Here is a 24,028-nt window from a genome sequence, read left to right as displayed (position 1 = left end):
TCATGGGCACTGGATTATAAAAAAACAGCATATTGATATACGGTGGAAATTAATGAAAGATCTACCGGCTTGTGGATTGATTGGCGCGGATGCAGAGGGCCGGGAATGGAACTCCGTCAGATGAGATGTTTTGCGACGCTGGCTGAGGAGCTTCATTTCGGCCGCGCCGCGGCGACGCTGTCTATGGCGCAACCTGCCCTCAGCTTGCAGATCCAGGCGCTGGAAAAGGAGCTTGGCGTGCAGCTTCTCATTCGCTCGACGCGCCGTGTTCAACTGACAAAACCCGGCGAAGTTTTTTACGAGCGGTGCATCAGTGTTCTGCGGGAAATCGAAAGCAGTTCAGCGATCGTCCGGGCCGTTGCAGGCAAGAATGTCGATCGGATCACGATTGGAACCATATACCCAGCGACCTTCGGTGTCCTGCCGCTCTTTCTAAGCAAGCTCGGCAAGCGATTTCCCGATATCCAGATCCACGTGAGCAGCGGTTCCACGGATGCAATCATCCGGGACCTGGAGAAGGGCCGCATCAACCTTGGCTTCATCCGGCCGGTCGAAAATATCGGATCGCTGCGTTGGCAGAGCATCGCCAACGAACGATATCTTCTGGCGGTGCCCCTTGGCAGCCGGCTTGAGACGGCGGAAACCGTCACAATGGACGATCTGAAACGGGAGCGGATCATCTCATTTTCCCGCTCAAATCTGTCTTACACGGAGAAGTACTTCTTCGAGCAGTTCAAAAAATTTGGCCTTCTCGATCAGGTTGCCTGTAGTTGCGACGACACACTCTCCTTGGTTTCGCTGGTCGCGGCCGGGATGGGCGTGGGTTTCGTGCCGGAATGGACCAGGGATTTGCCCCACCAGTCATTTCGCCTTCGGGAAGTGAAGGGGGTGGATTTCACGATCGGCATGGGGCTTGCTTGGAACAAGGAGGATCCTACCGCAAACCGTGAAGAGATCGTGGAGATTGCCCGCACGCTGGCAGCGGCATCAAGATCGCTTAAAGCTGTGGGCGACCATTCCGGAAGACACAACACTAAGCGCCGTCCTGCCGGCGCATGGCGAGTAGATAGGTAAGTGGCAGCGTAGGCGGCCAGAGGTTGGCGACGACGGTCCTCGGACCTTCATATTGAAGGCGAGGCAGGAGCACAGCTCGCCGGCTGCTTCGCACGCCGGTCTATGGCAATTGGCCACCGACGAAAGGTCCAGGATGTTGCTGGGCCGAGCATTGCTTCAGTATGGGCAAAAAAGGAGGAGAAGGTGAAGAGCTGGTTTCAGAAGTTAACCGATGTTTCCACCGTGGCGCGCACCAAGGAGATGTTCAACGAAGCGCTCACCGAACTCGCTGAAGAACTCGGCTTCGAGTATTTCGCCTACCTTAATCTTCAACCAATCGGAACGTTCGCCGTGTCGAATTATCATCCGGAATGGCAGGATTGGTATTTCTCCAAGAGCTTCAACGAGATCGACCCCGTGATCCAGATTGCCAAGGCCACGATGAAAGTGTTCACCTGGTCTTCCGAAAATTCAAGGAATGTCAGATCGAGGCGTGTTCGGCAGTTTTATCTGGATGCCGCCGGTTTCGGCATTCGGTCGGGTATCACCATTCCGGTCGCAACCCCGTTCAGGCGCATGGCGATGCTGACAATGGCCTCGCACAATCCCTCCCTTTCGCTCAATCGGGATATCGATCCGGTTGCAGCCGCGATGGCGGTCGCTCAGCTCCATGTACGAATCGAGCAAACAGAAATTGAACCCACAGCAAGGCCGAGCATCGCCTTAACCGCCAGACAGGCGCTTATGCTCAAGTGGGCGTCCGAGGGCAAGTGCATGAGAGATATCGCCGCCATCGAGAACATGAGCTACTGGAACGTCAACTTCCACATGAATAATGCGCGCAGGAAGCTCAATGCCTACTCGCTTCCGCAGGCGACGGCACTGGCGACGAAGCTAAAGCTGATTTGAAGCCCAGCGCATCGTAGGCGAGCTTTCGAAGTCGAAGTTTTGAGGAGTCCAGATGCAGCAAGCGGAGAACAAGCGCGCGGAGCATCTACGGGCGATTTCGCGTGAACGGCTTGAGGCGCTTGTGCTCGAACGCGCCGAGAGAGACGAGGGCTTTGCCCTTTGGCTCGATGCCAGATTCGCGGTTTCGGTGGCTGACGAGGCGAGCACGCTGCTCGACCCGGTCCCGTTTCGTCGTCGCGCTGAAGCGCTTTTCTCTGCGACCAGTTCCGGGCGCCATCGGCACAGTCGGGACGAATGGACTGCGGGTATCGACGAAGCAGCGCTCGAACAACTGATCGACGAGGCTGAACCCTTTCTTGCCGAGGGGCGCGGCGCCCATGCATTGACGATCTTGAAGCCCGTGGCCGCGGGGCTGGCCGCATATTGGCCGGCGAACGCCGATTGGGATGAAACCCTGCACGAGTTCTTTCCTCGGCTTGATCAATTGATCGCTCAAGCCGCCCTCATGGATGGGGTCTCACAGGAGGAGCGCGATGACCTCGCAGATGAATTGGCCGACTGGCAGGGCGAACTCGCAGAAACTGGCACCGACAATGCCTTTGCGACTGCCCTTGCAGCTTGCATGCAGGGCTGGGACGAGCCAGGCCTTCAGGCGACGCTCGCGGGGCTTGGGCAGAGCTGGCCGCCTAGGGGAGGTGGTGATCCGCTTGATGACGATCTGACGCGGGCTAGACTTGCCGCGCTCGAAGCCATGGGACGTAGTGAGCATTTCCTCAACCTTTCCCGTGCCGCGGGGTTTCATTGCGACCATGCTGTGAAGTTGGCGCAGACGGGACGTGTCGATGAGGCGGTCGCGCTCGCCCATGTGCGCCTAACCACACATGGTGACCTCTTGCGGCTTGCCGAGGCCGTCGCTGCTGTCGGCCGGGTGGAAACCGCGATCGACCTCGCTGCCTGGGGGCTGTCGCGAGACGGGCGCGGCGAAGGTGACAAAAATTGGCATCACAGAACAGACAGGGCCATTCTAGCCCGCTGGCTGCGCGAGAAGGCGCATGAGGCGGGTAACCGGGATATGACGTTCACGGCAGCGCGCGTAGCCTTCGAAGAAAGCCTTGCACGTGAAGATTTCCGCGTGGCCGAGAAACTCGCCGCTCGGTCGGACTGGCCGAAATTGCGCGAAATGCTGCTTGCGGCGCTGATGGCGGCACCTTACGCCAATGAGCGGATCGAAATCCTGCTCGACGAGGACTTGGTTGCCGACGCCGTTGCTTGCATAAACCTGCATGAAACTCGTTTCTTGAGTCCGCGTGACCCGACGCTGGGTCGGCTTGCTGAACGGGCATTGGCGGATCACCCCGATTGGGTGATTGTCCTTGCATGCCGCATGGCCGATCCGATCATGTCTGAAGGAAGATCAAGTCGCTATGAGACGGCCGAGCTGTGGCTCGGCATTGCCGCGCGCGCCCATAAGGTTTGCGGGCGGTCCGGCGAGTGGCTTGCGCATCTTGATAGGCTCATCGAGCAGCACCGGCGCAAGCACAAACTGCGACCGCTACTGGAAGGGCTGCGGCGTACGGCCAGGTGAATAGTATCTTTCTTTGGGAATCTGCTTCAGTAAGTGAATGTCGAGATGCAGGCATTCGCCCGACGGCCGTCGAAAAGCAGATCTGGATGGCCGAATTGAAGTTGTGGGCCCCCAAATTAACGCCCTCTTGGACGCCACGAAGCTTCTCGCGGTTGCTTGCCATGCCCTTCACGTGGTCAGAAGCCAAGGCGCCGCCGTGTGCCTCTGTTAGTGTCGCAAAAAAATCACTACGTTCCAGGTTTTCGCTGTTCCGGGCTTAATCTTAGGCGATCGAAAACGTCTGGGCAGAACTCAAACTGCCTCGCAGTTCCTCGTCCCATCGAGTTCTTCACAATCGTTTCGGTCAATATGCCCCGCTCAATGAGAGGATCGATCGATTCCGCCACTGCATTGCGAGTCAGTCCGGTAATTTGGCTTATATTCGAAAGCGTTAGCTTCTCGTGATTTTGATGCATCATATAGAGCACCGTCATCATCCCGACCTGCTTCAAACGCGATTGCGGCGTTTCTCCCTCAACCGGTTTGTCGAAAACTTCTTGCAAGGCGTAAGCCGAAAACAGCTGGCTCTGCCAATGAGCATTGAGTGCGCTTGTCATTTTTTATACTGTCAGATATATGATTGTAAAACGCGTCGCGAATTTGCGCCGCCTGTTAGGATTGCACACAATCGCGTCAGTGAAGGGTGGTGGTCATGAACAAGTCTCTCGCACGGGCAGTTGTCGCTGCAGCCAGTCTAGCGCCATTCTATCTTGTTTTCGACAGTAAAGCGCGAGCGGCTGAATGGGGTTGCCAGGTTATCCTGTGCCTTTCCAATCCGAGCGGTCCGACGCAATATGCGGAGTGCCGGGCGCCAATCCACAAGCTCTGGCGCGCGCTTGCAAAAGGGCGCTCCTTTCCCACCTGCAGCGGCGTTGGGTTTCAGACCACGCGTCCCCGATTCGAGCCCTATTCCTGCAATGAAGGTTATCGCTTGACAACGCGGTCTGGAGATCGCGGGCTCGAAGCGAGTTGTATCTCGACCACGCCACAGACTGTCTCGAACGCTGAATGCTATTCCAACGATGATCGGACAACCTCGTCGGCAGTGTGGCGGCGGAGGGACGGCCGTACACAGTGCCAGCGCTATGTGACGACGCGACCGAACGTCCGCCCGCAACCCCACTACATCGACGTGATCATCGACGGTGTTGGCAAGCAACGAGTGTGGTACTGAGCATGCCTGTTGCTTTCCTCGATTTGGCGCAAACGTGTGCACCCGTAGTTGCAGCCGAGACACTCGCCGCCATCGTCAGCCTTGAAAGCCGGCTCGAACCCTTCGCCATCCGGGTCAACAGCGGCGCACCACTCTCGGAGCAGCCCACGACGAAGGTGGAGGCGATCGCAATCGCCACGTCATTGGCAGCCGGTCGGCAGGACATCCAGCTCGGTCTCGGCGGCATCGGCATGGAAGAACTCCGCAAGCTCAACCTTTCGATTTCCGACGCCTTCGACCCATGCCTCAACCTTCGGGCCACGGCGACGCTTCTCGACGGATATTACCGGCTGGCGGTGAAAGCCGGCGCGGACCCGAACCGCGCCGAACAGGTGATGCTGCACTCCTACTACGGACGGAACGATCCCTCTTTCGGCGCGATGGTCAGGTACGACGAGCAGGTCCGCCAGGAAAAAAGCCGGCTCGCCAGAAACATCACGACTCTCATGATCGAAGATGGCGGGCGGGAGAGGGAGCTCAACGAAGCGCCTCTTGTCGAGGCGATCGGCGATGTCGGCAAGGACGAGGCCCTGGCAGATCAAACGGTGTCTGTGCCGTCCTGGGACGTTTTCAGTTCGAGACGGAGGTCCTCCGTCCTCGTGTTTCAGAACAGTCAAATGGAGGAGAGTAAATGACTTTCAGTGCCCGTATCCGCCCGGTCGCCGCATCCGTCGTCATGGCAGCGGCCATTGTGGCATCCATGGTCGAACCTGCCTTCGCGCAGGCCGCCGGTATCGAAACCGTGCTGCAGAACATCGTCGACATGCTGACCGGCAACATCGCCAAGCTTCTGGCCGTCATCGCGGTGATCGTGATCTGCATTGCCTGGATGTTCGGCTACATGGACCTGAGGCGCGCAGGGTTCTGGATCATTGGCATTGGCGGCATTTTCGGCGCTACCGAACTCGTGAACACCATCGTCGGAAGCTGACGCCATGGCGAGTTCGCGGCCGGTCCTTGAGGAAGACACGCTGTTTATAGCCTGCACCCGGCCGGCGATGATCGCCGGCGTAACGATGGAAGCCATGGGCATGAATATCATGCTGACGACCATCCTCTATATCGTCGCAGGCTCGGTCGCCTATGCGCTCGTTGGCGTCGTCTTCCATCTCCTGTTTCGCGCACTCGTCAAACACGACCACAACATGTTCCGCATATTGCTGGCCTGGGTGGAAACACGCGGTCGGTCCCGCAACAGCGGCTATTGGGGCGGAGCGACGCTTAGCCCCCTAAAGCTCGCCCGCAAATACGACGAAAGGGATCTCGGACTTGCCTAACCTCGCCACACTCAGATCTCGCGAACTCGGTCCTGAGACCTTCATCCCCTACGTCCGCCACGTCGACGAGTCGACAATCGCGCTCGATTCCCGGGCACTGATGGTGATCATCGCGCTAGAGGGCGTCTCTTTCGAGACCGCGGACGCCCTCGACCTGAACGCTCTCCATCGCGACCTCAATACGCTCTATCGCAACATCGCCGACGAGCGGCTCGCCTTGTGGACGCATCTCATTCGCCGCCGGGACGGCGACTATCCCGTGGGCACTTTCGCGACCGCATTCTCGGCCGCGCTCAACGACAAATACCGCGAGCGCATGGTGGGCCAAGATCTGTTCCGGAATGATCTTTATCTTACGATCCACTGGTCTCCTGCACGCGACCCGGCCGACAAGGCAGCGACGTTCTTGTCGCGTCTGTTGCAGTCCCGTCGGGCAGGTGCCGAATTGGATGAGGAGGCTCTCAAGCAGCTTCGAGACAAGGTCGTCGACGTTACGGCCGCGTTGAAACGTTTCGATCCCCGCGTGCTGTCGCTTTACGAGCACAGGGGCCTGATCTTCTCGGAGCCGAGCGAGGTGCTGCACCAGCTCGTCGGCGGCCGGCGGGAGCCGGTTCCACTGACGGAGGGTCGCATCGCCTCGGCGGTCTACTCCGACCGGGTCATCTTCGGCCGCGAGACGATCGAGATTCGCCACGAGGCCGAAAGTCGCTTTACCGGCCTACTAAGTTTCAAGGAATATCCGGCCAGAACTCGGACCGGCATGCTCGACAGTGTGCTCACCAGTCCTTTCGAAGTTATTCTGGCGCAATCCTTCTCCTTCGTATCGAAGGCGGACGCCCGCGTCATCATGGGCCGCAAGCAGAACCAGATGGTCAGCAGCGGCGACAAGGCGTTCTCGCAGATCGAGGAGATCGATGAAGCGATGGACGATCTGGAGTCCAATCGGTTCGTACTTGGCGAACACCATCTGACGCTTGCCGTCTTTGCTCCGTCGGTGAAGGAGCTGACCGACAATCTCGCCAAGGCACGCGCCGGTCTGACCAGTGGTGGTGCAGTTGTTGCGCGTGAGGATCTCGGCCTTGAGGCTGCCTGGTGGGCGCAGTTGCCGGGCAATTTCCGCTATCGCGCCCGGTCCGGCGCGATCACGTCCCGCAACTTCGCGGCGCTTGCGCCATTCCACTCCTACCCGATCGGTCGGAAGGACGGCAACGAATGGGGACCTGCCGTCGCCCTTTTCAAGACGGCGTCGGGTTCACCGTACTACTTCAATTTCCATTATGGCGATCTCGGCAACACCTTTGTCTGCGGACCGTCCGGTGCAGGAAAGACCGTGCTTTTGAACTTCATGCTGTCGCAGCTCGAGAAGCATGACCCGCATGTGGTGTTCTTCGACAAGGACAGGGGAGCTGATCTCTACGTGCGCGCCGCCGGCGGCACCTATCTGCCCCTCAAGAATGGTGTCCCGACCGGGTGCGCTCCCCTCAAGGCACTTGAGCTGACGCCGGAGAACAAGGTGTTTCTTGCGCGCTGGGTCGGCAGGCTTGTCGGCTCGGCAACTCGGGAACTGACTGTAACCGAACTCCGCGACATCGCCGCCGCCATCGACGGCCTTGCCGACTTGGCGGTGGAGCGCCGGACGATCGGCGCGCTCAGGACCTTCCTCAACAACACCGATCCTGAAGGGATTGCCGCGAGGCTGCGGCGGTGGGAGAGCGGAGGTCCGCTCGGTTGGGTCTTCGATAACATCATTGAGGACATCGGCGTCGGCGGCAAATTCGTCGGCTATGACATGACCGACTTCCTCGATAACGAGGAAATCCGCACGCCCCTGATGGCCTACCTCTTCCACCGGGTCGAGCAGCTGATCGATGGCAGGCGCATCATCATCGTTATCGATGAGTTCTGGAAGGCGCTCCAGGACGAAGGGTTCCGAGATCTCGCCCAGAATAAATTGAAGACGATCCGCAAGCAGAACGGCCTTATGCTCTTTGCGACGCAAAGTCCGCGCGATGCGATCGTATCACCGATCGCTCATACGATCATCGAGCAATGCCCGACGCAGATCTTCCTGCCGAATGCCCGCGGTAACCACGCCGACTATGTCGACGGCTTCAAGCTCACCGAGCGGGAGTACGAACTCATTGCACGCGAGCTCTCCGTCGAGAGCCGCCGATTCATATTGAAGCAAGGGCACAATAGCGTCGTCGCCGAACTGAACCTCGGCGGTTTCGACGACGAACTAGCCATCCTCTCCGGCCGGACCGCGAATGTCGAACTCGCCGATACCATCCGCACTGAAGTCGGCGACCGGCTTGCGGATTGGCTTCCGATTTTTCAGCAAAGAAGGAGTTTGAACTAATGGCTTCCTATCGAATTCACAGCGCGGCAATAGCCGCCGCGCTCATCCTTTCCGCCGGCACGGCAGCCGGGCAGGGGATCCCGGTGATCGACCGGACCGCGATCGCCAAGCACCTCGAGAGCATCGCGCAACTGAAAGCACAACTCGATGCACTCAATCAGCAGATTGAGCAGGCACAACAGCTCTACGGCTCGTTCAACAAGATCACTGATATGGCGGATGTTGCCGGCGTCTTGAACGATCCGGGCGTCCGCAAGGCGTTGCCGGAGGATTTCACCGCCATCGAGGGGCTGTTCAAGGGCAATGGCACGGGCGTCTTCGGCGATACGGCCTCAAAGTTCCTTGAGGGGAATTCTACGTATCGGACCAGCGCAGATGACTTCTACGCGCAGGAGCTTTCGCGCATTCAGAACAGGAATGCGGGACAGATGAGCCTAGCGCAGCATATCTACGATGCCGCGGCCAAGCGCGTCGATGGCATTGACCAACTGCGTGCGAAGATTTCGACGGCGGGTGACGCCAAGGACATTGCTGACCTTCAAGCGCGGCTTCAGGCAGAGACCGCGTTTCTGCAGACCGATATATTGCGCATGGAGGCCCTTCGGATGGTGCAGCAAGCCCAGGCACAGGTCGACGAGCAGCGTAAGGTGGAGGACTGGCGCCGACGCATGGATTCAATGAAGGCTGCGCTGCAATGAAGGGCCATGTCGTTCTTCTCGCTGTGCTATTGGTCAGCTGCTCCGAGCAAGCCGAACGGACCTATACGGTCGACGAACTCATCGCAGATGAGGCTCTGCTGTCCGAAATCATCGCGGCGTGTCGAAACAACCCAGGTGAACTAGGCAATACCCCGAATTGCCAAAACGCCGGCGCCGCAGAGTTTAAGGCTCGTTTTCGACGAATGCGAAAAGCGCTTGGAGGCTGAGGCATGTATCAGGTCTTCGCTTCAGTCGACGAGCAGTTCAAGACACCGCTGGAGACCTTTATCTCCGACGGGACCTCAAACGTCTCCGAGTGGATCTCGGGCCCTTTGACGGCAGCGGTTACCCTCTATATCGTCCTTTACGGCTATCTCGTTCTTCGCGGCTCGGTCCAAGAACCAATCCTTGACTTTGCCTATCGGGCGATCAAGCTCGCCATCATCGTCATGCTGGTGAAGAACGCCGGCGAGTACCGGACCTATGTCACCGACATCTTCTTCGATGTGCTTCCGCGTGAGATATCGCAGGCACTGAACACCGGCGCGGCGCCGAGCGCCACTACCTTCGATAGTCTTCTCGACAAGGGACAGGATTCAGCCGCCGATATCTGGTCCCGAGCCTCCTGGTCGCTGGATATTGTGTTGGGTATCGGTGGCGCGATGGTCATTGGCGCGAGCTTCATCGTCGCCGCCATCGGCTACATCGTCTCGCTCTATGCCCGGCTGGCGCTTGCCATCGTGCTCGCGATCGGGCCGATCTTCGTGGCGCTTGCGATGTTCCAGTCGACGCGACGTTTCACCGAGGCCTGGATCGGCCAGCTCGCGAACTTCGTGATCCTCCAGGTCCTTGTCGTCGCTGTCGGCTCTCTGTTGATCACCTGCATCGACACCACCTTCACGGCGATTGAGGGATACAGCGATGTGCTGATGCGGCCGATCGCGCTTTGCGCCATCTGTATCGCCGCTCTGTATGTCTTCTACCAGCTTCCCAACATTGCTTCGGCGCTTGCCGCCGGCGGGGCGTCGTTGACCTACGGTTACGGCGCCGCACGCGACGCCCACGAAAGCACGCTCGCCTGGACGGCGTCCCACACTGCCCGTGCAGCCGGACGCGGTGTCCGCGCCATTGGTCGAACCTTTAGCTCGAAAGGCTCCGGATCGTGACGCATTTCGCACGAACAAGACAAGAGGCTCTTCAGGAATGATCAGAACATTTCCGCTGCTCTGCATAGCGGTCGCCTTAAGCGGTTGCGCATCGCTGACCTATCCGCTCACGAAATGCGACGGCTATTCGCGCCGCCCCCTCAATCGCTCGATGTGGCAGTGGGAAGACAATAGCAGCCTCAAACAGAAACAGTTCGATGCTGGACCGGCGACCTCTCAGTCCGTCGCCACAGCTTATGTCGAAGAGGGCAGGGAACCTCCCGCCTTCGCCCATCTCGACATCGACGCTTCCTATCGTTCGTGCAAAGGGTGACGCTATGGTCTCCGGGGACGAACTCAAGTCATATTTCGAGAGGGCGCGGCGTTTCGACCAGGACCGCGTGATCCAGGTCGAGCGCTCGGCGCGCATCGCTTGGTCCGTGGCCATTGTCGCAGGTATCCTTGCCGGGGCTTCGACTTTTGCTGTTGCCGGCCTCACGCCGCTGAAAACGGTCGAGCCATTTGTTGTGCGGGTCGACAATTCGACGGGCATCGTCGATGTCGTCTCGGCATTGACGTCTACGGCCGGTACTTATGATGAGGCCGTAACCAAGTACTTTGCCGCGAAGTACGTGCGCGCTCGCGAAGGCTATGTCTGGAGCGAAGCGGAGGAGAACTTCCGCACCGTCGCCTTGCTGTCTACGCAGCCGGAGCAGGCTCGGTTTTCGGCGCATTATCGCGGCAGCAATCCGGAGTCGCCACAGAACACCTACGGGCGCGGCGCCACTGCACGCATCAGCATCGCCTCGATCTCGCTGATCAATCCGCATGTCGTATCCGTCCGCTACATGCGCACGATCACCCGCGGGGAAGAAGTCCGGACAACCCATTGGGTTGCGACGCTCACCTTCTCCTATGCAAACGCGCCGATGTCGTCGACGGATCGGCTGGTGAATCCTCTCGGTTTTGCGGTCGGCGAATACCGAGCCGATCCGGAGGCCATCAACTGATGCGGACTATCTTCATCGCCACCCTCCTCCTTACTACCTCCGCCTCCACGGCGCTCGCCCTCGAAATCCCTCGCGGTGCGTCGCAGGACAGCCGTGTCCGCTTTGTCGACTACCAGCCCTACAATATCACCCGCATCATCGGCTCGTTGCGCTCGTCGGTGCAGGTGGAATTTGCCGCCGACGAGGAGATTGCTCACGTCGCGCTTGGCAACAGTGTTGCCTGGGAGGTCGCGCCGGCAGGTAACATCCTGTTTCTTAAACCGCGGGAAAATCAGCCGGTCACCAATATCTCCGTCGTAACCACCCGGCGCGACGGATCGACCCGAAGCTATCAGATGGAACTCACGGTGCGGGATGGGAAGGTGGAGGTCGGTCATAACACCTACTTCTACGTCAAGTACCGCTATCCCGCCGACGAAGCCGAACGGCGACGCCAGGCCGCGGCGGCGCGAGCGATCGCCGCGCAGGGGAAGGAGGCCGACAACATGCTGGCCATTCATGAGGCCTATGGTCCGCGAAATTGGCGCTACTCGGCGCAAGGCTCCCAGGCGCTGGAGCCGCACTCGGTCTACGACAATGGCAAGGTCACGACGTTTGCCTTCGTCGGCAATCAGGAAATGCCTGCGATCTACATCGAGAACTCAGACGGCAGTGAAAGCCTGGTGCCGAAATCCGTTGATGGCAATCTTGCCCTGGTCCATGCGATCGGCCGGAAGTTCATCCTGCGGAGGGGACGGGACGTGCTCTGCGTCTTCAATGAGGCCTACGATCGGGCAGGTATCAACCCGGACACCAACACGACCTCGCCGTCGGTCGAGCGCGTCATTAGCAACGACGCCGGTGTGGCACGATAGGAAGCTGTCATGGTTCAGGAAGATGAAAGCCGGATACCGGGGGAACGCGCCGAAACGGTTTCCGGCGGGAAGATCGACAGCAATCCCGTCTTGAGGCGCGGCGCGGTCGCGTTGGCCGTTGCTGCCTTTGTTGCCTTCGCCCTGTGGTCGGTGAGCGGCGAGAAGACGCCGGCGGACATAACGAGACCCGAGCGGGTTGTCATTCGGCAGGCGGCGGATTTCGAACCGGCCAAAGAAAGGGTGGAGCCGGTTCAGCAGGTACCGGAAGTGAAGCTGCCGACCCCTGTCGTGTCCGAGGAGGTAAAGGAGGAAGATCCGCTGCTCGACTCGGCGCGCCGGGCTCCGGTCATGGCCTTCAGCGGTGGACCGAATAACACGACATCGCACCGTGAGACCGCAGATCCACTTATGTCCGGGGACACCAATTTCGTGCCGCTCGATGGAAACATAATGGGGCAGAACTCGGCCAATACTGACGAACAGCGGTTCAACGGGTTGCTACGGCCAACGAAACTTGAGGGCTCGCGCGCTGGCGCGCTCGGTAATCGGAACTTCATCGTCGCGATGGGCACCTCGATACCCTGTGTCCTGGAAACGGCACTGGCGTCTGATCAGCCCGGCTTCACCAGCTGCGTGATCAACCGGGATGTCCTGTCGGATAATGGCCGCGTCGTGCTGATGGAAAAAGGCACGCAAGTCGTCGGCGAGTATCGCGGCGGCCTTCAGCGAGGACAGAAGCGCCTCTTCGTGCTCTGGAACCGCGCGAAAACGCCGAACGGCGTCATCGTCACCTTGGCCTCGCCGGCGACGGATGCGCTCGGCCGGGCTGGCGTCGACGGCTATGTCGACACTCATTGGTGGGAGCGGTTTGGAAGTGCGCTTCTCCTGTCCATCGTGGGCGACGCCACGAGCTATGCCAGCAGCCGCCTGCGGGAGAGTGACGTCGACGCTGAGAACACGACAAGCGCCGGCCAGCAGGCGGCCGCAATTGCTGTCGAGCAATCCATCAACATTCCTCCGACGCTCAACAAACATCAGGGCGAACTCGTCTCGATCTTTGTGGCGCGTGATCTCGATTTCTCCGGCGTCTACAGGCTGCGGGTGACGGAACCGCGCAACAAGGTGCTCGACCGGGCAGCGCTGGGGAACTTCAGCCCGCGACCGACTCTCGTCACGAAGTAGGGCAGGGGTGATGATCGAGGGTTCTGACGAGACGGTCGTTCGTGAGCTGCTTTCGCCGTTCGTGCCGTTCCTCGATGATCTCTCGCTCTACGAAATAATCGTCAATCAACCCGGGCAGGTGTTGACGGAAGGCTCCGGCGGTTGGCGGAGCCATGATCTGCCGGAGCTTTCCTTTGAAAAGCTGTTGCGCCTTGCCCGCGCCGTTGCCAGCTTTTCCCACCAATCCATCGACGAAACGCGACCGATCCTGTCGGCAACACTTCCTGGCGAAGAGCGGATCCAGATCGTCATTCCGCCGGCAACAAGCAAGGGTACGGTCAGCATAACGATCCGAAAGCCCTCGTCGGCGACATTAAGCCTTGGCGACCTGGAGAAGGGTGGCTTGTTCGCTGACATGACGCCCGGCGGTCACGTGGCCGGTGCGACGGACCGGAAACTTATCGATCTGCATCAAAGGGGCGCGTGGGCCGAGTTCCTCCGCGAGGCCGTGCTGGCCCGAAAGAATATTGTGATCTCAGGGGCGACGGGCTCGGGGAAGACCACGCTCTCCAAGGCACTCATTGGTCATATTCCGGATGATGAGCGGGTCATCTCGATTGAAGACACGCCGGAACTTGTGATCCATCAGCCGAACCATGTGCGGCTGTTCTATTCCAAGGGAGGCCAGGGGCTTGCGCGAGTCGGTGCGAAGGAACTTCTGGAATCCTGTCTGCGCATGCGGCCCGATCGAATCCTTCTGCAGGAGCTGCGCGATGGGACGGCTTTCTATTACATCCGTAACGTAAACTCCGGGCATCCCGGCTCGATCACGACCGTGCACGCTGACTCGGCGAAACTGGCGTTTGAACAGTTGACGCTTCTCGTAAAGGAATCGGAGGGCGGACAATACCTTGAGCGCACCGACATCCGCGAACTCCTGAAAATCGCAATTGACGTCGTCGTACAATGCAAGCGCATCGATCGGCAATTTCGCGTGACCGAGCTCTATTTCAGGGCACATTGACGGACAAATGTTCGGGAACGGCGCTGGAAACGTCGACCTATCTCGTTGGGTCGTCCGTGCCTCGCATTGCCAAACCGCGCGCCGCGCCGGATAAACATTCAATGCTGGCCAGCGATTTAAGGAGTGTGCTTGAGGAGCTTTACAGGGCTGGTGCCTACCGGGTGCCGGCAGACGAAATCTATTGGCCACGGGAACTGCATGCGGCGGTCTTTCGCGCCCTCAATATGCAATACATTACCCGAAGAGAAGGAGGCGGCGGCCGTGTCGAGTTCTCGCTGACGCAAGCCGGCTACGAGGCGATCGATGCAGAGGTGCCCTGGTCCTACATCCTGCGCCGGCGACTGCGGGATTTCTTCCTCTTCGGCAAAGGCCGCTAAGCGGCTTCGCCAAAAATGCAAAACTGCTTCGCGATCTCGCGCTGCTCTATCCAGGCGATGGCAAGGCACCCCTCAGGGCTTAGTCGGCGTCTCCGTGCTGAAGTCCGGAACGTTGATCGGGACCAGGAAAAAGGGGCTGGGGACGGTAGGCTTGAATGAACCTGGAGAAGGAGGATCCCATGTTTCGCAATATTCTCATACCCACCGACGGTTCGCCGTTGTCGATGCAGGCATAGCCTTCGCGAAGGAGGCCAGCGCAAAAGTGACCATCCTTGCCGTTACCGAACCATTCCATCTCTTTTCGGTCGATCCCGAGCAGGTGTCGGGCACGCGCCACGAATACGAGGCGCTGGCCAGCAAGCACGCCGCGGAAATGCTCGCGGCTTTGGCGCGCAAGGCAGAGGCGGAAGGCGTGGCGTGCCAGACGGAGCAGGTCAGCAGCCACGAGGTCTACCGCGCAATCATCGACCAGGCGACACGCAAAGATGCCGATCTCATCGTCATGGCGTCGCATGGTCGCGGTGGCGTCGGAAGCCTGATGCTCGGCAGCGTAGCCGCCAAGGTGCTGGCTCATTCGACGATACCGGTATTGATCTATCGCGCGAAGAAATGAGGGGACGTAACGCTACGCGTCGTTATGTCCTGCGTACGCCGCCAGCGCGTTGAAGGCGTTCGACGAAGCCCGATGAGGTAGGGACGCGCTTGTCCAACATAGCAACGGCCCGGCGATCTACCGATCCCGAGCCGTTTATCCTTGGGAGGATATGGCGCCAATTAGGCACCGGAATTCGTTAGCCGCGGCGCGTGTCCGGGAAGTTCGCCGGGTCGATGCCGAGGGTGCGCAGGTCGCTTGCCTTCGGGCGGCGGTGACCTTCGACAGCGGCGGCGGCAGCGCTGGCAGCGCCGAGAACTGCGAACGCACGACCGATGAAACCCTTGTGGTAAGTTGTGGTAGCCATCTTGTTGCTCGCTTTCGTTTTCTCTTTGATGAGCAAAAGATGGGGGCTGGCTGGACTTTTTGCAATGCACAATTGGGCACGTCAGCCATGCAGGGAAAGCAGTCCGGTTTCGCGCGTCGAGGCTCTACCCCATAAACGCATAACGGCCCGGTGATCTACCGATCCCGAGCCGTTTATCCTTGGGAGGATAAGGCGCGCCTTAGGCGCGTTGAAATTCACTAGCCGCGGCGCGTGTCCGGGAAGGTTGCCGGGTCGATGCCGAGGGTGCGCAGGTCGCTTGCCTTCGGGCGGCGGTGACCTTCGACAGCGGCGGCGGCAGCGCTGGCAGCGCCGAGAACTGCGAACGCACGACCGATGAAACCCTTGTGGTAAGTTGTGGTAGCCATCTTCTTGCTCGCTTTCGTTTTCTCTTTGATGAGCAAAAGATGGGGCTGGCCGGTCTTGTTGCAATGCACAATTGGGCATTTCAGCCATGCAACGGAAGCAGGCCCGGTCGGCAATCAAACCGACCGGGCCTGCGGATAGGCCTTGGGAGGGAGGCGCTATTAGTCTTCGTTCGCCGCAAGCTGCGAAAGGACTTCGCCACGACCACGTGCCCGCAGGATCAGGGGCACGATCAGGGCCGCTGCCGCAATGATCAAGAGCACAGCGGCGATCGGCGAGGTGAACAGCACGCTGTAGTCACCCTGGCTGATGGCAAGCGCCCGGCGAAGCTGCTGTTCGGCCAGCGGACCGAGGATCAGGCCGACGACGACGGGGGCGATCGGATAACCGAAGACACGCATGGCGTATCCGAGCAGGCCAAAAGCGAGCAGCATGCCGAGTTCGTAGACGGATGGGTTGGCGCCGATGGTTCCCAGCGTCGCGAACAGCAGAATGCCGGCATAGAGCCACGGCTTCGGGATCGTCAGTAGCTTCACCCAAAGACCGATCAGCGGCAGGTTCAGGACCAGCAGCATGAAGTTGGCGATGAGCAAGCTGGCGATCAGGCCCCAGACGAGCTGCGGATTGGTCGCAAACAGCAGGGGGCCTGGCTGCAGGCCGTATTGCTGGAAGCCGGCGAGCATGATTGCAGCTGTTGCGGTCGTCGGCAGGCCGAGCGTCAGGAGAGGTACGAGCGTTCCGGCGGCGGACGCGTTGTTGGCGGCCTCGGGACCTGCAACGCCCTCGATTGCGCCATTGCCAAACTCTTCCGGATGCTTCGTCAGACGCTTTTCTGCAGCATAGGACAGAAAGGTGCCGATCTCGGCGCCACCGGCCGGCATGGCGCCGATCGGGAAGCCGATGATGGTGCCACGCAGCCAGGGCTTCCAGGAACGTGCCCAGTCGGAGGCATTCATCCAGACCGAGCCACGAACTGCCTCGACCTTGTCGGGCCCCTTGTCGCCTTGCGCAGCGATGAAGAGCGTTTCGCCGATGGCGAACATGGCAACGGCGAGCGTCGTAACTTCGATGCCGTCAAGCAGTTCCGGAACGCCGAAGGAGAGGCGCGCCTGGCCGGTCAACTGGTCGATGCCGACGACGGAAAGTGCCAGCCCGACAAATAGCGACGTCAGGCCGCGAAGGGTGGAATCGCCGAAGGCCGAAGAGACGGTGACGAACGCCAGCACCATCAGCGCGAAGTACTCGCGCGGACCAAAGACCAGGGCCAGCTTGACGATATAGGGCGCGATGAAAGCGAGGCCGAGCGTGGCGATGAGGCCGGCGACGAACGAGCCGATCGCAGCTGTCGCCAGCGCCGGGCCGCCGCGTCCGGCGCGCGCCATCTTGTTGCCCTCGAGCGCGGTCACGATCGACGCGCTTTCGCCTGGTGTGTTCAGGAGGATCGACGTGGTCGAGCCGCCATACATGCCGCCATAGTAGATGCCGGCGAACATGATCAGCGAACCGCCGGGATCGAGCCGATAAGTAACGGGCAGGAGGAGAGCCACGGTCAGTGCGGGCCCGATGCCGGGCAGAACGCCGACGGCGGTTCCGAGCGTGACGCCGATCAGCGCATAGAGCAGGTTCATCGGCTGGGCAGCAACCAGCAATCCCTGCAGCAGGAAATCAAAAGTAGCCATGGTCGTCGGCCCTCTTAGAAGAACAGGCGTTCAAGCGGCCCCGCGGGCAGCGACAGTTGCAGGAGCTTGGCGAAAATCACCCAGACGACGAAACAGAGCACGATGCCGACGGGGAGAGAAAACCAAAGCTTGCGTTTGCCGAAACCGCGCGCGGTCAGCGCGAACAGAATGCCGGTGGCGATCGAAAAACCCGCGACTTTCAGCAGGAGCATCTGGGCAGCAAGGCCGCCAACGATCCAGATGACCGGAGCAACCTCCTGGCGTTCACGCTCCGGGAAATCGCCGCGAAACGCTTCGAAGCCCGTCCAGATAGCGAGAGCCAGAAGACAGCAGGCAATCGCATAGGGCACCGTCGTCGGTCCGACCTGGGAGTAGCCGGCAGCGCCTGCCAGGCGCGACACATCCCAAAAAATGAGGCTAGCGATAGCGGCGAGAACCACCGCGATGAAGAGCGCCGCCCGATCCGGGCGACGCGTTGCGGTTGAAGGGTGATGCCCCTTGGTCATTTCACCAGTCCAATGTCCTTGAGAACACCTTCGGTTGCCGCAACGTCCTTTTCGAGCTGGGCGTTGAAGGCATCACCGGCGAGATAGCTGTCCTGCCAGCCCTTGGTCTTCAGAACTTCCTGCCAGCCGGCGGACTTCGCAAGCTTCTCGATATCGGCCGAGACGGCAGCCTTCTGCTCATCCGACAGTCCCGGAGCGGCTGCGACCATCCGCCAGTTTTCGACGACTACGTCGAGGCCCGATTCCTTGAGTGTCGGAGCGTCGACGCCCGCAATGCGCTCGGGGCCCGATACGGCGAGCAGGCGGAGCGTGCCGGCCTTGACCTGAGATTCGAATTCGCCGTAGCCGGAAACGCCGGCAGTCACCTGGCTGCCAAGGATTGCGGCAAGCGCTTCACCGCCGCCGGAATAGGCGATGTAGTTGATCTTGGTCGGATCGACGCCGGCAGCCTTGGCGATCAGGCCAACGGCGATATGGTCGGTGCCGCCGGCCGAGCCGCCTGCCCAGGAGACTGCGCCCGGATCTTTCTTCAGGGCTTCGACAAGGTCGGCCATCGTCTTGATGTCCGATGCAGCCGGCACGACGACCGCTTCATATTCGCCGGTGAGGCGAGCGATCGGCGTCACGTCCTTAAGGGTGACCGGGGATTTGTTGGTGAGGATCGCGCCGACCATGACATAGCCGCCGACGATCAGGGCGTTCGCATTGCCCTTCTGCTGGCTTGCGAACTGGGCGAGGCCGATCGTGCCGCCAGCACCTGGAACGTTCTGAACTTGAACGTTGCCGGAGATGCCTTCCTGCTGCATGACGGTCTGCAGCGAGCGTGCCGTCTGGTCCCAGCCACCGCCCGGGTTTGCCGGCGCGATGATGGTGTAATCAGCGGCGAAGGCCGGCAGCGACATGGCGCCGGCGAGAATCGTTGCGAGGAAAAAGTGTTTCAAGGTCAGTCCTCCGTGAGGCGCGTTTTCACCGCGCACGTTGTTGCTCAGTGCGAACGGGAAGACGGCGACGGGTTCTTTCGACCCTTGTCGCTTGACCGGATTGGTGGCTTCCTCCCAGTGCGCAACCGGCGACCCGCCTCCACGGGTGCCAGTGACCCTAAGGCAACATAGAAAGCTGACATTTAGCTGACATCAAGCCCTGAATGCGCTTTTCGGGGCGTGACGTTTACGAAATCTTAGATTCTTGGCCGCGCCAACGAGGGAGATAGCCTCTGTCAGCCTCGGTGGCCGAATTCGGAGAGGTTGGTCCACCGGGAAATGGGCGAATCGAAACCTCGGAGCCGAGGTGCCGGTTCCACGTATGATGGCAGCGATATCGCGAGGACGGCAAGCTGTGGTAGTGTCGCGCCGGCCACCCCGAAGACCTGTTCGCCCCGAGACCTGTTCGAAAGGATGGAGCAATGACCAAGACAGCCAACTCCAAGATCGCCAATGTGACATCGAAGCGACCAACAAAGGGAAACGCCACGCGGACGCGAATGTCAGTCAAAAAGGAAGGCGAAAAAGAGGAGAAGGGACAGGCGGTTGCAGATCAGCCGAAATTGCTCTCAGGCGGCAATCCCCAGATCGCCGAGGGCCATGGCGATGCGCCGGTGCAGGCCTATATCGCCGCCATGCCGGGCTGGAAGAGTGCGGTCGGGCGCCATCTCGACCTGCTTATCATGAGCGCCGTCCCGAAGGCGCAAAAGGCCGTGAAGTGGAGTTCGCCGCTTTATGGCATGGAGGGCGACGGATGGTTCCTCGGCGTTCACTGCTTTGCGAAATACGTCAAGGTCGCGTTCTTCAATGGCGCGGCCCTCAGCCCGCCGCCACCTGTCGAATCCAAGATGGCAAATGCGCGCTATTTCCATATCCACGAAAAAGACGAGATAGATGAGGCACAATTCAGCGATTGGGTAAAACAAGCGAGCCAATTGCCCGGCGAACGTATGTGAGCGGAATGTCAGTGACGTCGTGCAGAGCGCACCCCGCGTGATGTGTGATACCTGCGTGGAGATGATCGGATGAAGAAAGCAACGGGAAAGATGACGAAGACTGATGCGGTGGAGGGAGAAGCGCCTGCCTCCGAACGGATCGATGCCAGGATAGCTGAACTGGGCGACTGGCGGGGAGAGATGCTTGGGCGGGTTAGGAAGCTCATCAAGGAGGTCGATCCCGAGGTCGTCGAGGAATGGAAATGGAGAGGCGTTCCGGTTTGGGAACATGCGGGGATCATCTGTACCGGCGAGACCTACAAGGCGGTGGTGAAGATGACCTTCGCCAAGGGCGCATCACTGGAAGATCCCTCGGGTCTCTTCAATTCAAGCCTCGACGGCAATATCCGGCGGGCGATCGATATCCACGAGGGCCAAAGGATCGATGAGGATGCTTTGAAGGCCCTCATTCGAGCTGCCGTGGATCTGAACCTGTCGGTACAAGCCGAACGTAGCGGCCGCTCCAGGAAGAAAGCCTGACGTTCCCATTCAGGGCGCCGCCGAATTGGCGCGCGCCCTGATTTCAGTGGAGCCGCAGGACTTCGTTCCATTTGGCGATCAGACGCGAGCGCTTTACCTGGTCGAGATAGACCATCAGTCCGGGGCTAACGGGAACCGGGCGCAATTGAGCGCCGAGCATTTCCTGCATGGTGTTTGCGGTGTTTTCTCCGGCGACCTCTGGGCTGACGGCGGCGATCTGCAGTTCTCGCGCCATAATCGTCTGTCCTTCCTTGGACATGAAGAATTCGAGGTAGCGGCGTCCAAGGTCCGGAGAGGCCGAGGCCTGAGGAACGAGGCCAATTCGCGACATCACCACCGTGTAGTCCTTGGGCAGAACGATCCCGACATCCGGATGCCGCGCTGCCCAGTCCGCCGCGTAGGAGCCAAGGATATTATAGCCGAGCACGAAGCGCCCGTCGGCAACACGCTCGAGGATGGCCTCGCTGGTGGAGTAGAGCTTGACGCCAGCGGCACCCATGGCCTGGATCACATCCCAGATATCGCCGAACTGCTCCTGGTCACGTGCCATGAAGAGGAAGCCGACACCGGAGCGCTCGATGTCGTAGGTTCCAATGCGGCCGAAGACGTTGGCGCCCTGGCGCTTGAGGTAGTCGACGAATTCGGCACGTGTGGACGGCGGCTTTTCCGTCGTAAAACTCGGTTTGTGATACACAAAGACGGCCGGTTCGAAGGTGAGTGCGTAAGCGGTGTTGCGCCAGTTCGCCCAGGCGGGCCAACGGTCGCTCATCGGCAGGTCGCTGCGCTGGGCATAGCCATCGTTGCTGAGCTTGACTTGCAGGTCCATGGCGGAAGAAAAGGCGAAGTCCGCCGTCTTCATGCCGGCATCCGTCTCCTTGATGATGCGGTCATAGATCTCGCCGGTCAGCATGTCTTCGTAGCGCACAGTGACATCCGGATTGGCCCTCTGGAAACCGATGATCATCGGCCTGGCGAGAGGCTCATCGAGCGAGGAATAAACCACCAGCGTGCGCGCGTCGGAGTTGCCAGAAAGGGCCGGAAATATGATCGGCGCCGCAAGGAGCAGCCGGGGGCAAAGTGCAAAAAAAAGAAGAGAAATCAAGAACCGCATGAATCCACAATGCCTCAGCGTGTCACCGTTCACAAGCAAGGCGTCGCCGGATAAGGTGGATCGGGGAGTGACGATATTTGCGTATCTTGCTTGTTGAGGACAACCAGGACCTGGCCGAGGGCCTGTCTGCCATTTTGCGTGGCAGCGGCTACGCCGTCGATGTTGTCAGTGATGGCGCGTCGGCGCATGCGGTTGCGGCAACTGAAACCTTCGATCTCGTCATCCTCGATCTCAACCTGCCGGAGATGGACGGGCTCGACGTTTTGCGGGGGATGCGCGCCCGGCAGAACCGCGCGGCGGTGCTGATCCTCACGGCGCGGGGCGCGCCCGAGGAGCGGATCAAAGGTCTCGATCTCGGCGCCGATGATTACATGATCAAGCCGTTCGACGTTGGCGAACTCGAAGCGCGGGTGCGCGTGTTGCTGCGCCGGCAGGCCGGGCTCAGAGCATCCACTGTGAGCTATGGCAATGTTTCGCTCGATCTCAATACGCGCAGCTTCTCCTCAGGCGGCGTGCCGATCGAGATCCCGGCGCGCGAACTCGGGCTTCTCGAACTCCTGTTCATGCGGGCCGGAAAGGTGGTTGCCAAGGACGCGATCATGCAGTCGCTGACCGGCTTCGACGATGATTTGAGCTCCAACGCGATCGAGCAATATGTCAGTCGGCTGCGCAAGCGGCTGGCGCCGCATGGCCTCACAGTTCGCACGGCCCGCGGCATCGGCTACTACCTCGACAAGATGGCCGGGCCGGAATGAAGGCGACGGTCTACTCCCTCCGCCGGCGCCTGCTTGGCTGGCTGCTGATTTCGACGGTCGTCATCGGCGTCATAGCGCTCACGGACACCTACCGCGAGGCTGTGACGACCGCCAACGTTGTCTCCGACCGCGTGCTTGCCGGCTCCGCATTGGCGATCGCGGAACGCGTCGTTGTCGCGGAGGATGGCTCGCTGGAGGTCGATATTCCCTATGTTGCCCTGGAGATGTTGACCTCTGCGGCCCAGGATCGCGTTTTCTACAGGGTCGACGGACCGCCCGGACAGTTCATCACGGGTTACCAGACGTTGCCGTCGCTTGCGGAGGAGCCGGGGACATCCACGACCTTTGCGGATTCGTCCTTCCGCGGCGAACCGATCCGCATCGCAGCGCTCCGCCGTTCCGCCTCGACCGGGATCAATTCGGTACCCTTTGTCGTGACCGTTGCCGAAACGACGATCGCGCGGCGGCAACTTGCGCAGACCATCCTTTTCCGCTCGGCGCTGCGCCTCGGCATGATGATCGCAGGTGCTGCAGTCATCGTCTGGATCGCAGTCACGTTTTCGCTGCGCCCGCTCTACCGGCTCGGAGATGCGATTTCGGAGCGTAATCCGGATGATCTGCACCCTATCGGAGAACGCGTACCGAACGAAGTCCAAGGGCTCGTCGATACCGTCAATTCCTTCATGGGACGCCTGCAGTCGGCCCTCGATGCGCTACGCAATTTCACCGGCAACGCCAGCCATCAACTCCGCACGCCGCTGGCGATTATTCGAACCCAGCTCGCCCTGGCGCAGCGCGCAGGGTCGATCGAGGAAACGCATGGCGCGGTGAAAAAGGCCGATGAAGCGGTCGCCAATGCCGAACGCATCCTGGGGCAATTGCTGCTGATGGCGAAAATCGACGCGGCCGGGAAGAACGAGGCGCGGATGCTGGTGCGCGTCGATCTCGTCGATCTCGTGCGGGAGATCACGGCAGAACATGTACCCGCTGCAGGCGAAGCGGATATCGATCTCGGCTTTGACGGCGAGGGCGAAGCCTTCATTCGCGCCGAGCCGCTGCTGGTGGCTGAGATGCTGAAGAACCTGATCGGCAACGCGCTGCTTTATGCCGGCCGGGGTGCAGAGGTGACAACGCGCGTACTCGCCGAAGGCGGTTCGGTGTCGCTCGAGGTGGAGGACAACGGGCCGGGAATTCGGCCGGAAATGCGCGAATCGGTGCTCCGCCGCTTCGAGCGCGGAGGCAGCGAAGCGCCGGGCTCGGGGCTTGGTCTGCCGATCGTCGAGGAGATTTCCGAACTCTACGGCGCGACGACCCGTCTCAGCGAGGGGGCCGATGGCCGGGGCCTCAAGGTGACCATCCTCTTTCCAGCGGGCTAGTCACAGATCGGCTCTGTCGGGCCGGCTCTGTCCGGCGCCGCGATTGCGGGCCGGATGAGCAAAAACCATCTGCAGGCCGTCAGGTCGACACGCCCAAAA

Annotated in this window: 29 protein-coding genes; 22 read left to right on the top strand and 7 right to left on the bottom strand. The window is 60.3% G+C overall.

Going from position 1 to position 24,028, the window contains the following annotated elements; all coding sequences use genetic code 11:
• The first annotated feature begins 105 nt into the window (after positions 1 to 105).
• From AC070A_RS20060 to AC070A_RS20050, 3 genes are all read left to right on the top strand, one after another.
• The gene (locus AC070A_RS20060) at positions 106 to 1,074 is read left to right on the top strand and encodes a LysR family transcriptional regulator (RefSeq protein WP_492384187.1); all 969 of its coding nucleotides are present in this window, start codon (positions 106 to 108) and stop codon (positions 1,072 to 1,074) included.
• A gap of 183 nt (positions 1,075 to 1,257) precedes the next feature.
• Positions 1,258 to 1,962, top strand: a complete 705-nt coding sequence (traR, locus tag AC070A_RS20055; protein ID WP_492384186.1) for an autoinducer-binding transcriptional regulator TraR — start codon at positions 1,258 to 1,260, stop codon at positions 1,960 to 1,962.
• A 121-nt stretch (positions 1,963 to 2,083) separates the two neighbouring features.
• Entirely contained in the window at positions 2,084 to 3,547 is a 1,464-nt protein-coding gene (locus AC070A_RS20050) for a hypothetical protein (RefSeq protein WP_494773572.1), read from the top strand.
• A gap of 227 nt (positions 3,548 to 3,774) precedes the next feature.
• Here the strand turns inward: AC070A_RS20050 and AC070A_RS20045 are convergent, their stop codons facing one another.
• A complete protein-coding gene (locus AC070A_RS20045; RefSeq protein ID WP_494773571.1) occupies positions 3,775 to 4,143 on the bottom strand; it encodes a MarR family transcriptional regulator in 369 nt (122 codons plus the stop codon).
• Positions 4,144 to 4,238: 95 nt separating this feature from the next.
• Between AC070A_RS20045 and AC070A_RS20040 the strand changes: the two genes are divergently transcribed.
• From AC070A_RS20040 to AC070A_RS19970, 15 genes are all read left to right on the top strand, one after another.
• The gene (locus tag AC070A_RS20040) at positions 4,239 to 4,760 is read left to right on the top strand and encodes a hypothetical protein (RefSeq protein ID WP_494773570.1); all 522 of its coding nucleotides are present in this window, start codon (positions 4,239 to 4,241) and stop codon (positions 4,758 to 4,760) included.
• Positions 4,761 to 4,762: 2 nt separating this feature from the next.
• Positions 4,763 to 5,434 (top strand): lytic transglycosylase domain-containing protein, encoded by a 672-nt coding sequence (locus tag AC070A_RS20035; protein ID WP_492384183.1) that lies wholly within the window; start codon positions 4,763 to 4,765, stop codon positions 5,432 to 5,434.
• Entirely contained in the window at positions 5,431 to 5,730 is a 300-nt protein-coding gene (locus tag AC070A_RS20030; protein ID WP_492384182.1) for a TrbC/VirB2 family protein, read from the top strand. The genes AC070A_RS20035 and AC070A_RS20030 overlap by 4 nt, the downstream gene beginning before the upstream one ends.
• Before the next feature lie 4 nt (positions 5,731 to 5,734).
• A complete protein-coding gene (locus AC070A_RS20025; RefSeq protein WP_492384181.1) occupies positions 5,735 to 6,076 on the top strand; it encodes a VirB3 family type IV secretion system protein in 342 nt (113 codons plus the stop codon).
• Positions 6,069 to 8,435, top strand: coding sequence for a VirB4 family type IV secretion/conjugal transfer ATPase (locus AC070A_RS20020; protein ID WP_492384180.1), 2,367 nt, complete (start codon positions 6,069 to 6,071; stop codon positions 8,433 to 8,435). The genes AC070A_RS20025 and AC070A_RS20020 overlap by 8 nt, the downstream gene beginning before the upstream one ends.
• Positions 8,435 to 9,133, top strand: a complete 699-nt coding sequence (gene virB5 / locus AC070A_RS20015; RefSeq protein WP_492384179.1) for a P-type DNA transfer protein VirB5 — start codon at positions 8,435 to 8,437, stop codon at positions 9,131 to 9,133. The genes AC070A_RS20020 and virB5 overlap by 1 nt, the downstream gene beginning before the upstream one ends.
• Positions 9,130 to 9,360: an EexN family lipoprotein gene (locus AC070A_RS20010; RefSeq protein ID WP_492384178.1), complete on the top strand. Its 231-nt coding sequence runs from the start codon at positions 9,130 to 9,132 to the stop codon at positions 9,358 to 9,360. Before virB5 ends, AC070A_RS20010 begins: the two co-directional genes overlap by 4 nt.
• Positions 9,361 to 9,363: 3 nt before the next feature.
• Positions 9,364 to 10,299, top strand: a complete 936-nt coding sequence (locus AC070A_RS20005) for a TrbL/VirB6 family protein (RefSeq protein WP_492384177.1) — start codon at positions 9,364 to 9,366, stop codon at positions 10,297 to 10,299.
• Positions 10,300 to 10,336: 37 nt separating this feature from the next.
• Positions 10,337 to 10,612 (top strand): hypothetical protein, encoded by a 276-nt coding sequence (locus tag AC070A_RS20000; RefSeq protein WP_492384176.1) that lies wholly within the window; start codon positions 10,337 to 10,339, stop codon positions 10,610 to 10,612.
• 4 nt (positions 10,613 to 10,616) lie between these two features.
• On the top strand, positions 10,617 to 11,288 hold the full coding sequence (locus AC070A_RS19995) for a VirB8 family type IV secretion system protein (RefSeq protein WP_492384175.1): 672 nt from the start codon (positions 10,617 to 10,619) through the stop codon (positions 11,286 to 11,288).
• Entirely contained in the window at positions 11,288 to 12,142 is an 855-nt protein-coding gene (virB9, locus tag AC070A_RS19990; RefSeq protein ID WP_492384174.1) for a P-type conjugative transfer protein VirB9, read from the top strand. The genes AC070A_RS19995 and virB9 overlap by 1 nt, the downstream gene beginning before the upstream one ends.
• Positions 12,143 to 12,151: 9 nt before the next feature.
• Complete coding sequence (gene virB10 / locus AC070A_RS19985) at positions 12,152 to 13,324, top strand: type IV secretion system protein VirB10 (protein ID WP_494773569.1); 1,173 nt, start codon at positions 12,152 to 12,154, stop codon at positions 13,322 to 13,324.
• 10 nt (positions 13,325 to 13,334) lie between these two features.
• On the top strand, positions 13,335 to 14,327 hold the full coding sequence (gene virB11, locus AC070A_RS19980) for a P-type DNA transfer ATPase VirB11 (RefSeq protein WP_492384173.1): 993 nt from the start codon (positions 13,335 to 13,337) through the stop codon (positions 14,325 to 14,327).
• A 101-nt stretch (positions 14,328 to 14,428) separates the two neighbouring features.
• Complete coding sequence (locus tag AC070A_RS19975; protein ID WP_492384172.1) at positions 14,429 to 14,704, top strand: hypothetical protein; 276 nt, start codon at positions 14,429 to 14,431, stop codon at positions 14,702 to 14,704.
• Between the two features lie 94 nt (positions 14,705 to 14,798).
• Positions 14,799 to 15,317 carry a universal stress protein gene (locus tag AC070A_RS19970; RefSeq protein ID WP_492384171.1) on the top strand — a complete coding sequence of 173 codons (519 nt, stop codon included), beginning with the start codon at positions 14,799 to 14,801 and terminating at the stop codon, positions 15,315 to 15,317.
• 178 nt (positions 15,318 to 15,495) lie between these two features.
• Here AC070A_RS19970 and AC070A_RS19965 read toward each other — a convergent pair whose 3' ends face one another.
• The 5 genes from AC070A_RS19965 to AC070A_RS19945 all read right to left on the bottom strand — a co-directional run bounded on the left by AC070A_RS19965 (position 15,496) and on the right by AC070A_RS19945 (position 19,173).
• On the bottom strand, positions 15,496 to 15,663 hold the full coding sequence (locus tag AC070A_RS19965) for a hypothetical protein (RefSeq protein ID WP_089045897.1): 168 nt from the start codon (positions 15,661 to 15,663) through the stop codon (positions 15,496 to 15,498).
• A 218-nt stretch (positions 15,664 to 15,881) separates the two neighbouring features.
• Positions 15,882 to 16,049 carry a hypothetical protein gene (locus AC070A_RS19960; protein WP_110881099.1) on the bottom strand — a complete coding sequence of 56 codons (168 nt, stop codon included), beginning with the start codon at positions 16,047 to 16,049 and terminating at the stop codon, positions 15,882 to 15,884.
• A gap of 159 nt (positions 16,050 to 16,208) precedes the next feature.
• Positions 16,209 to 17,726 (bottom strand): tripartite tricarboxylate transporter permease, encoded by a 1,518-nt coding sequence (locus AC070A_RS19955; protein WP_110881100.1) that lies wholly within the window; start codon positions 17,724 to 17,726, stop codon positions 16,209 to 16,211.
• 14 nt (positions 17,727 to 17,740) lie between these two features.
• Entirely contained in the window at positions 17,741 to 18,232 is a 492-nt protein-coding gene (locus AC070A_RS19950) for a tripartite tricarboxylate transporter TctB family protein (RefSeq protein ID WP_492384170.1), read from the bottom strand.
• Positions 18,229 to 19,173 carry a Bug family tripartite tricarboxylate transporter substrate binding protein gene (locus AC070A_RS19945; protein WP_112948249.1) on the bottom strand — a complete coding sequence of 315 codons (945 nt, stop codon included), beginning with the start codon at positions 19,171 to 19,173 and terminating at the stop codon, positions 18,229 to 18,231. Before AC070A_RS19945 ends, AC070A_RS19950 begins: the two co-directional genes overlap by 4 nt.
• A 539-nt stretch (positions 19,174 to 19,712) precedes the next feature.
• On the opposite strand from AC070A_RS19945, the gene AC070A_RS19940 reads away from it, so the two are divergent.
• Both AC070A_RS19940 and AC070A_RS19935 read left to right on the top strand, forming a co-directional pair.
• Positions 19,713 to 20,168, top strand: a complete 456-nt coding sequence (locus AC070A_RS19940) for a DUF1801 domain-containing protein (RefSeq protein WP_492384418.1) — start codon at positions 19,713 to 19,715, stop codon at positions 20,166 to 20,168.
• 69 nt (positions 20,169 to 20,237) lie between these two features.
• Positions 20,238 to 20,687 carry a DUF1801 domain-containing protein gene (locus tag AC070A_RS19935; RefSeq protein ID WP_492384168.1) on the top strand — a complete coding sequence of 150 codons (450 nt, stop codon included), beginning with the start codon at positions 20,238 to 20,240 and terminating at the stop codon, positions 20,685 to 20,687.
• A 43-nt stretch (positions 20,688 to 20,730) separates the two neighbouring features.
• On the opposite strand, the gene AC070A_RS19930 is transcribed toward AC070A_RS19935, so the two are convergent.
• The gene (locus AC070A_RS19930) at positions 20,731 to 21,798 is read right to left on the bottom strand and encodes an ABC transporter substrate-binding protein (protein ID WP_110881105.1); all 1,068 of its coding nucleotides are present in this window, start codon (positions 21,796 to 21,798) and stop codon (positions 20,731 to 20,733) included.
• Between the two features lie 77 nt (positions 21,799 to 21,875).
• Here AC070A_RS19930 and AC070A_RS19925 point away from each other — a divergent pair, with 77 nt between their 5' ends.
• Together AC070A_RS19925 and AC070A_RS19920 are read left to right on the top strand one after the other, a co-directional pair.
• On the top strand, positions 21,876 to 22,553 hold the full coding sequence (locus tag AC070A_RS19925) for a response regulator (RefSeq protein ID WP_492384167.1): 678 nt from the start codon (positions 21,876 to 21,878) through the stop codon (positions 22,551 to 22,553).
• Positions 22,550 to 23,929 carry a sensor histidine kinase gene (locus tag AC070A_RS19920; RefSeq protein WP_492384166.1) on the top strand — a complete coding sequence of 460 codons (1,380 nt, stop codon included), beginning with the start codon at positions 22,550 to 22,552 and terminating at the stop codon, positions 23,927 to 23,929. Before AC070A_RS19925 ends, AC070A_RS19920 begins: the two co-directional genes overlap by 4 nt.
• The last annotated feature ends 99 nt before the right edge of the window (positions 23,930 to 24,028 follow it).

The sequence above is a fragment of the Ensifer sp. GW101-20A05 genome, assembly GCF_059424735.1.
Note: the sequence above shows the minus strand (reverse complement) of the source record. Positions and strands in the feature narration are given on the sequence as shown.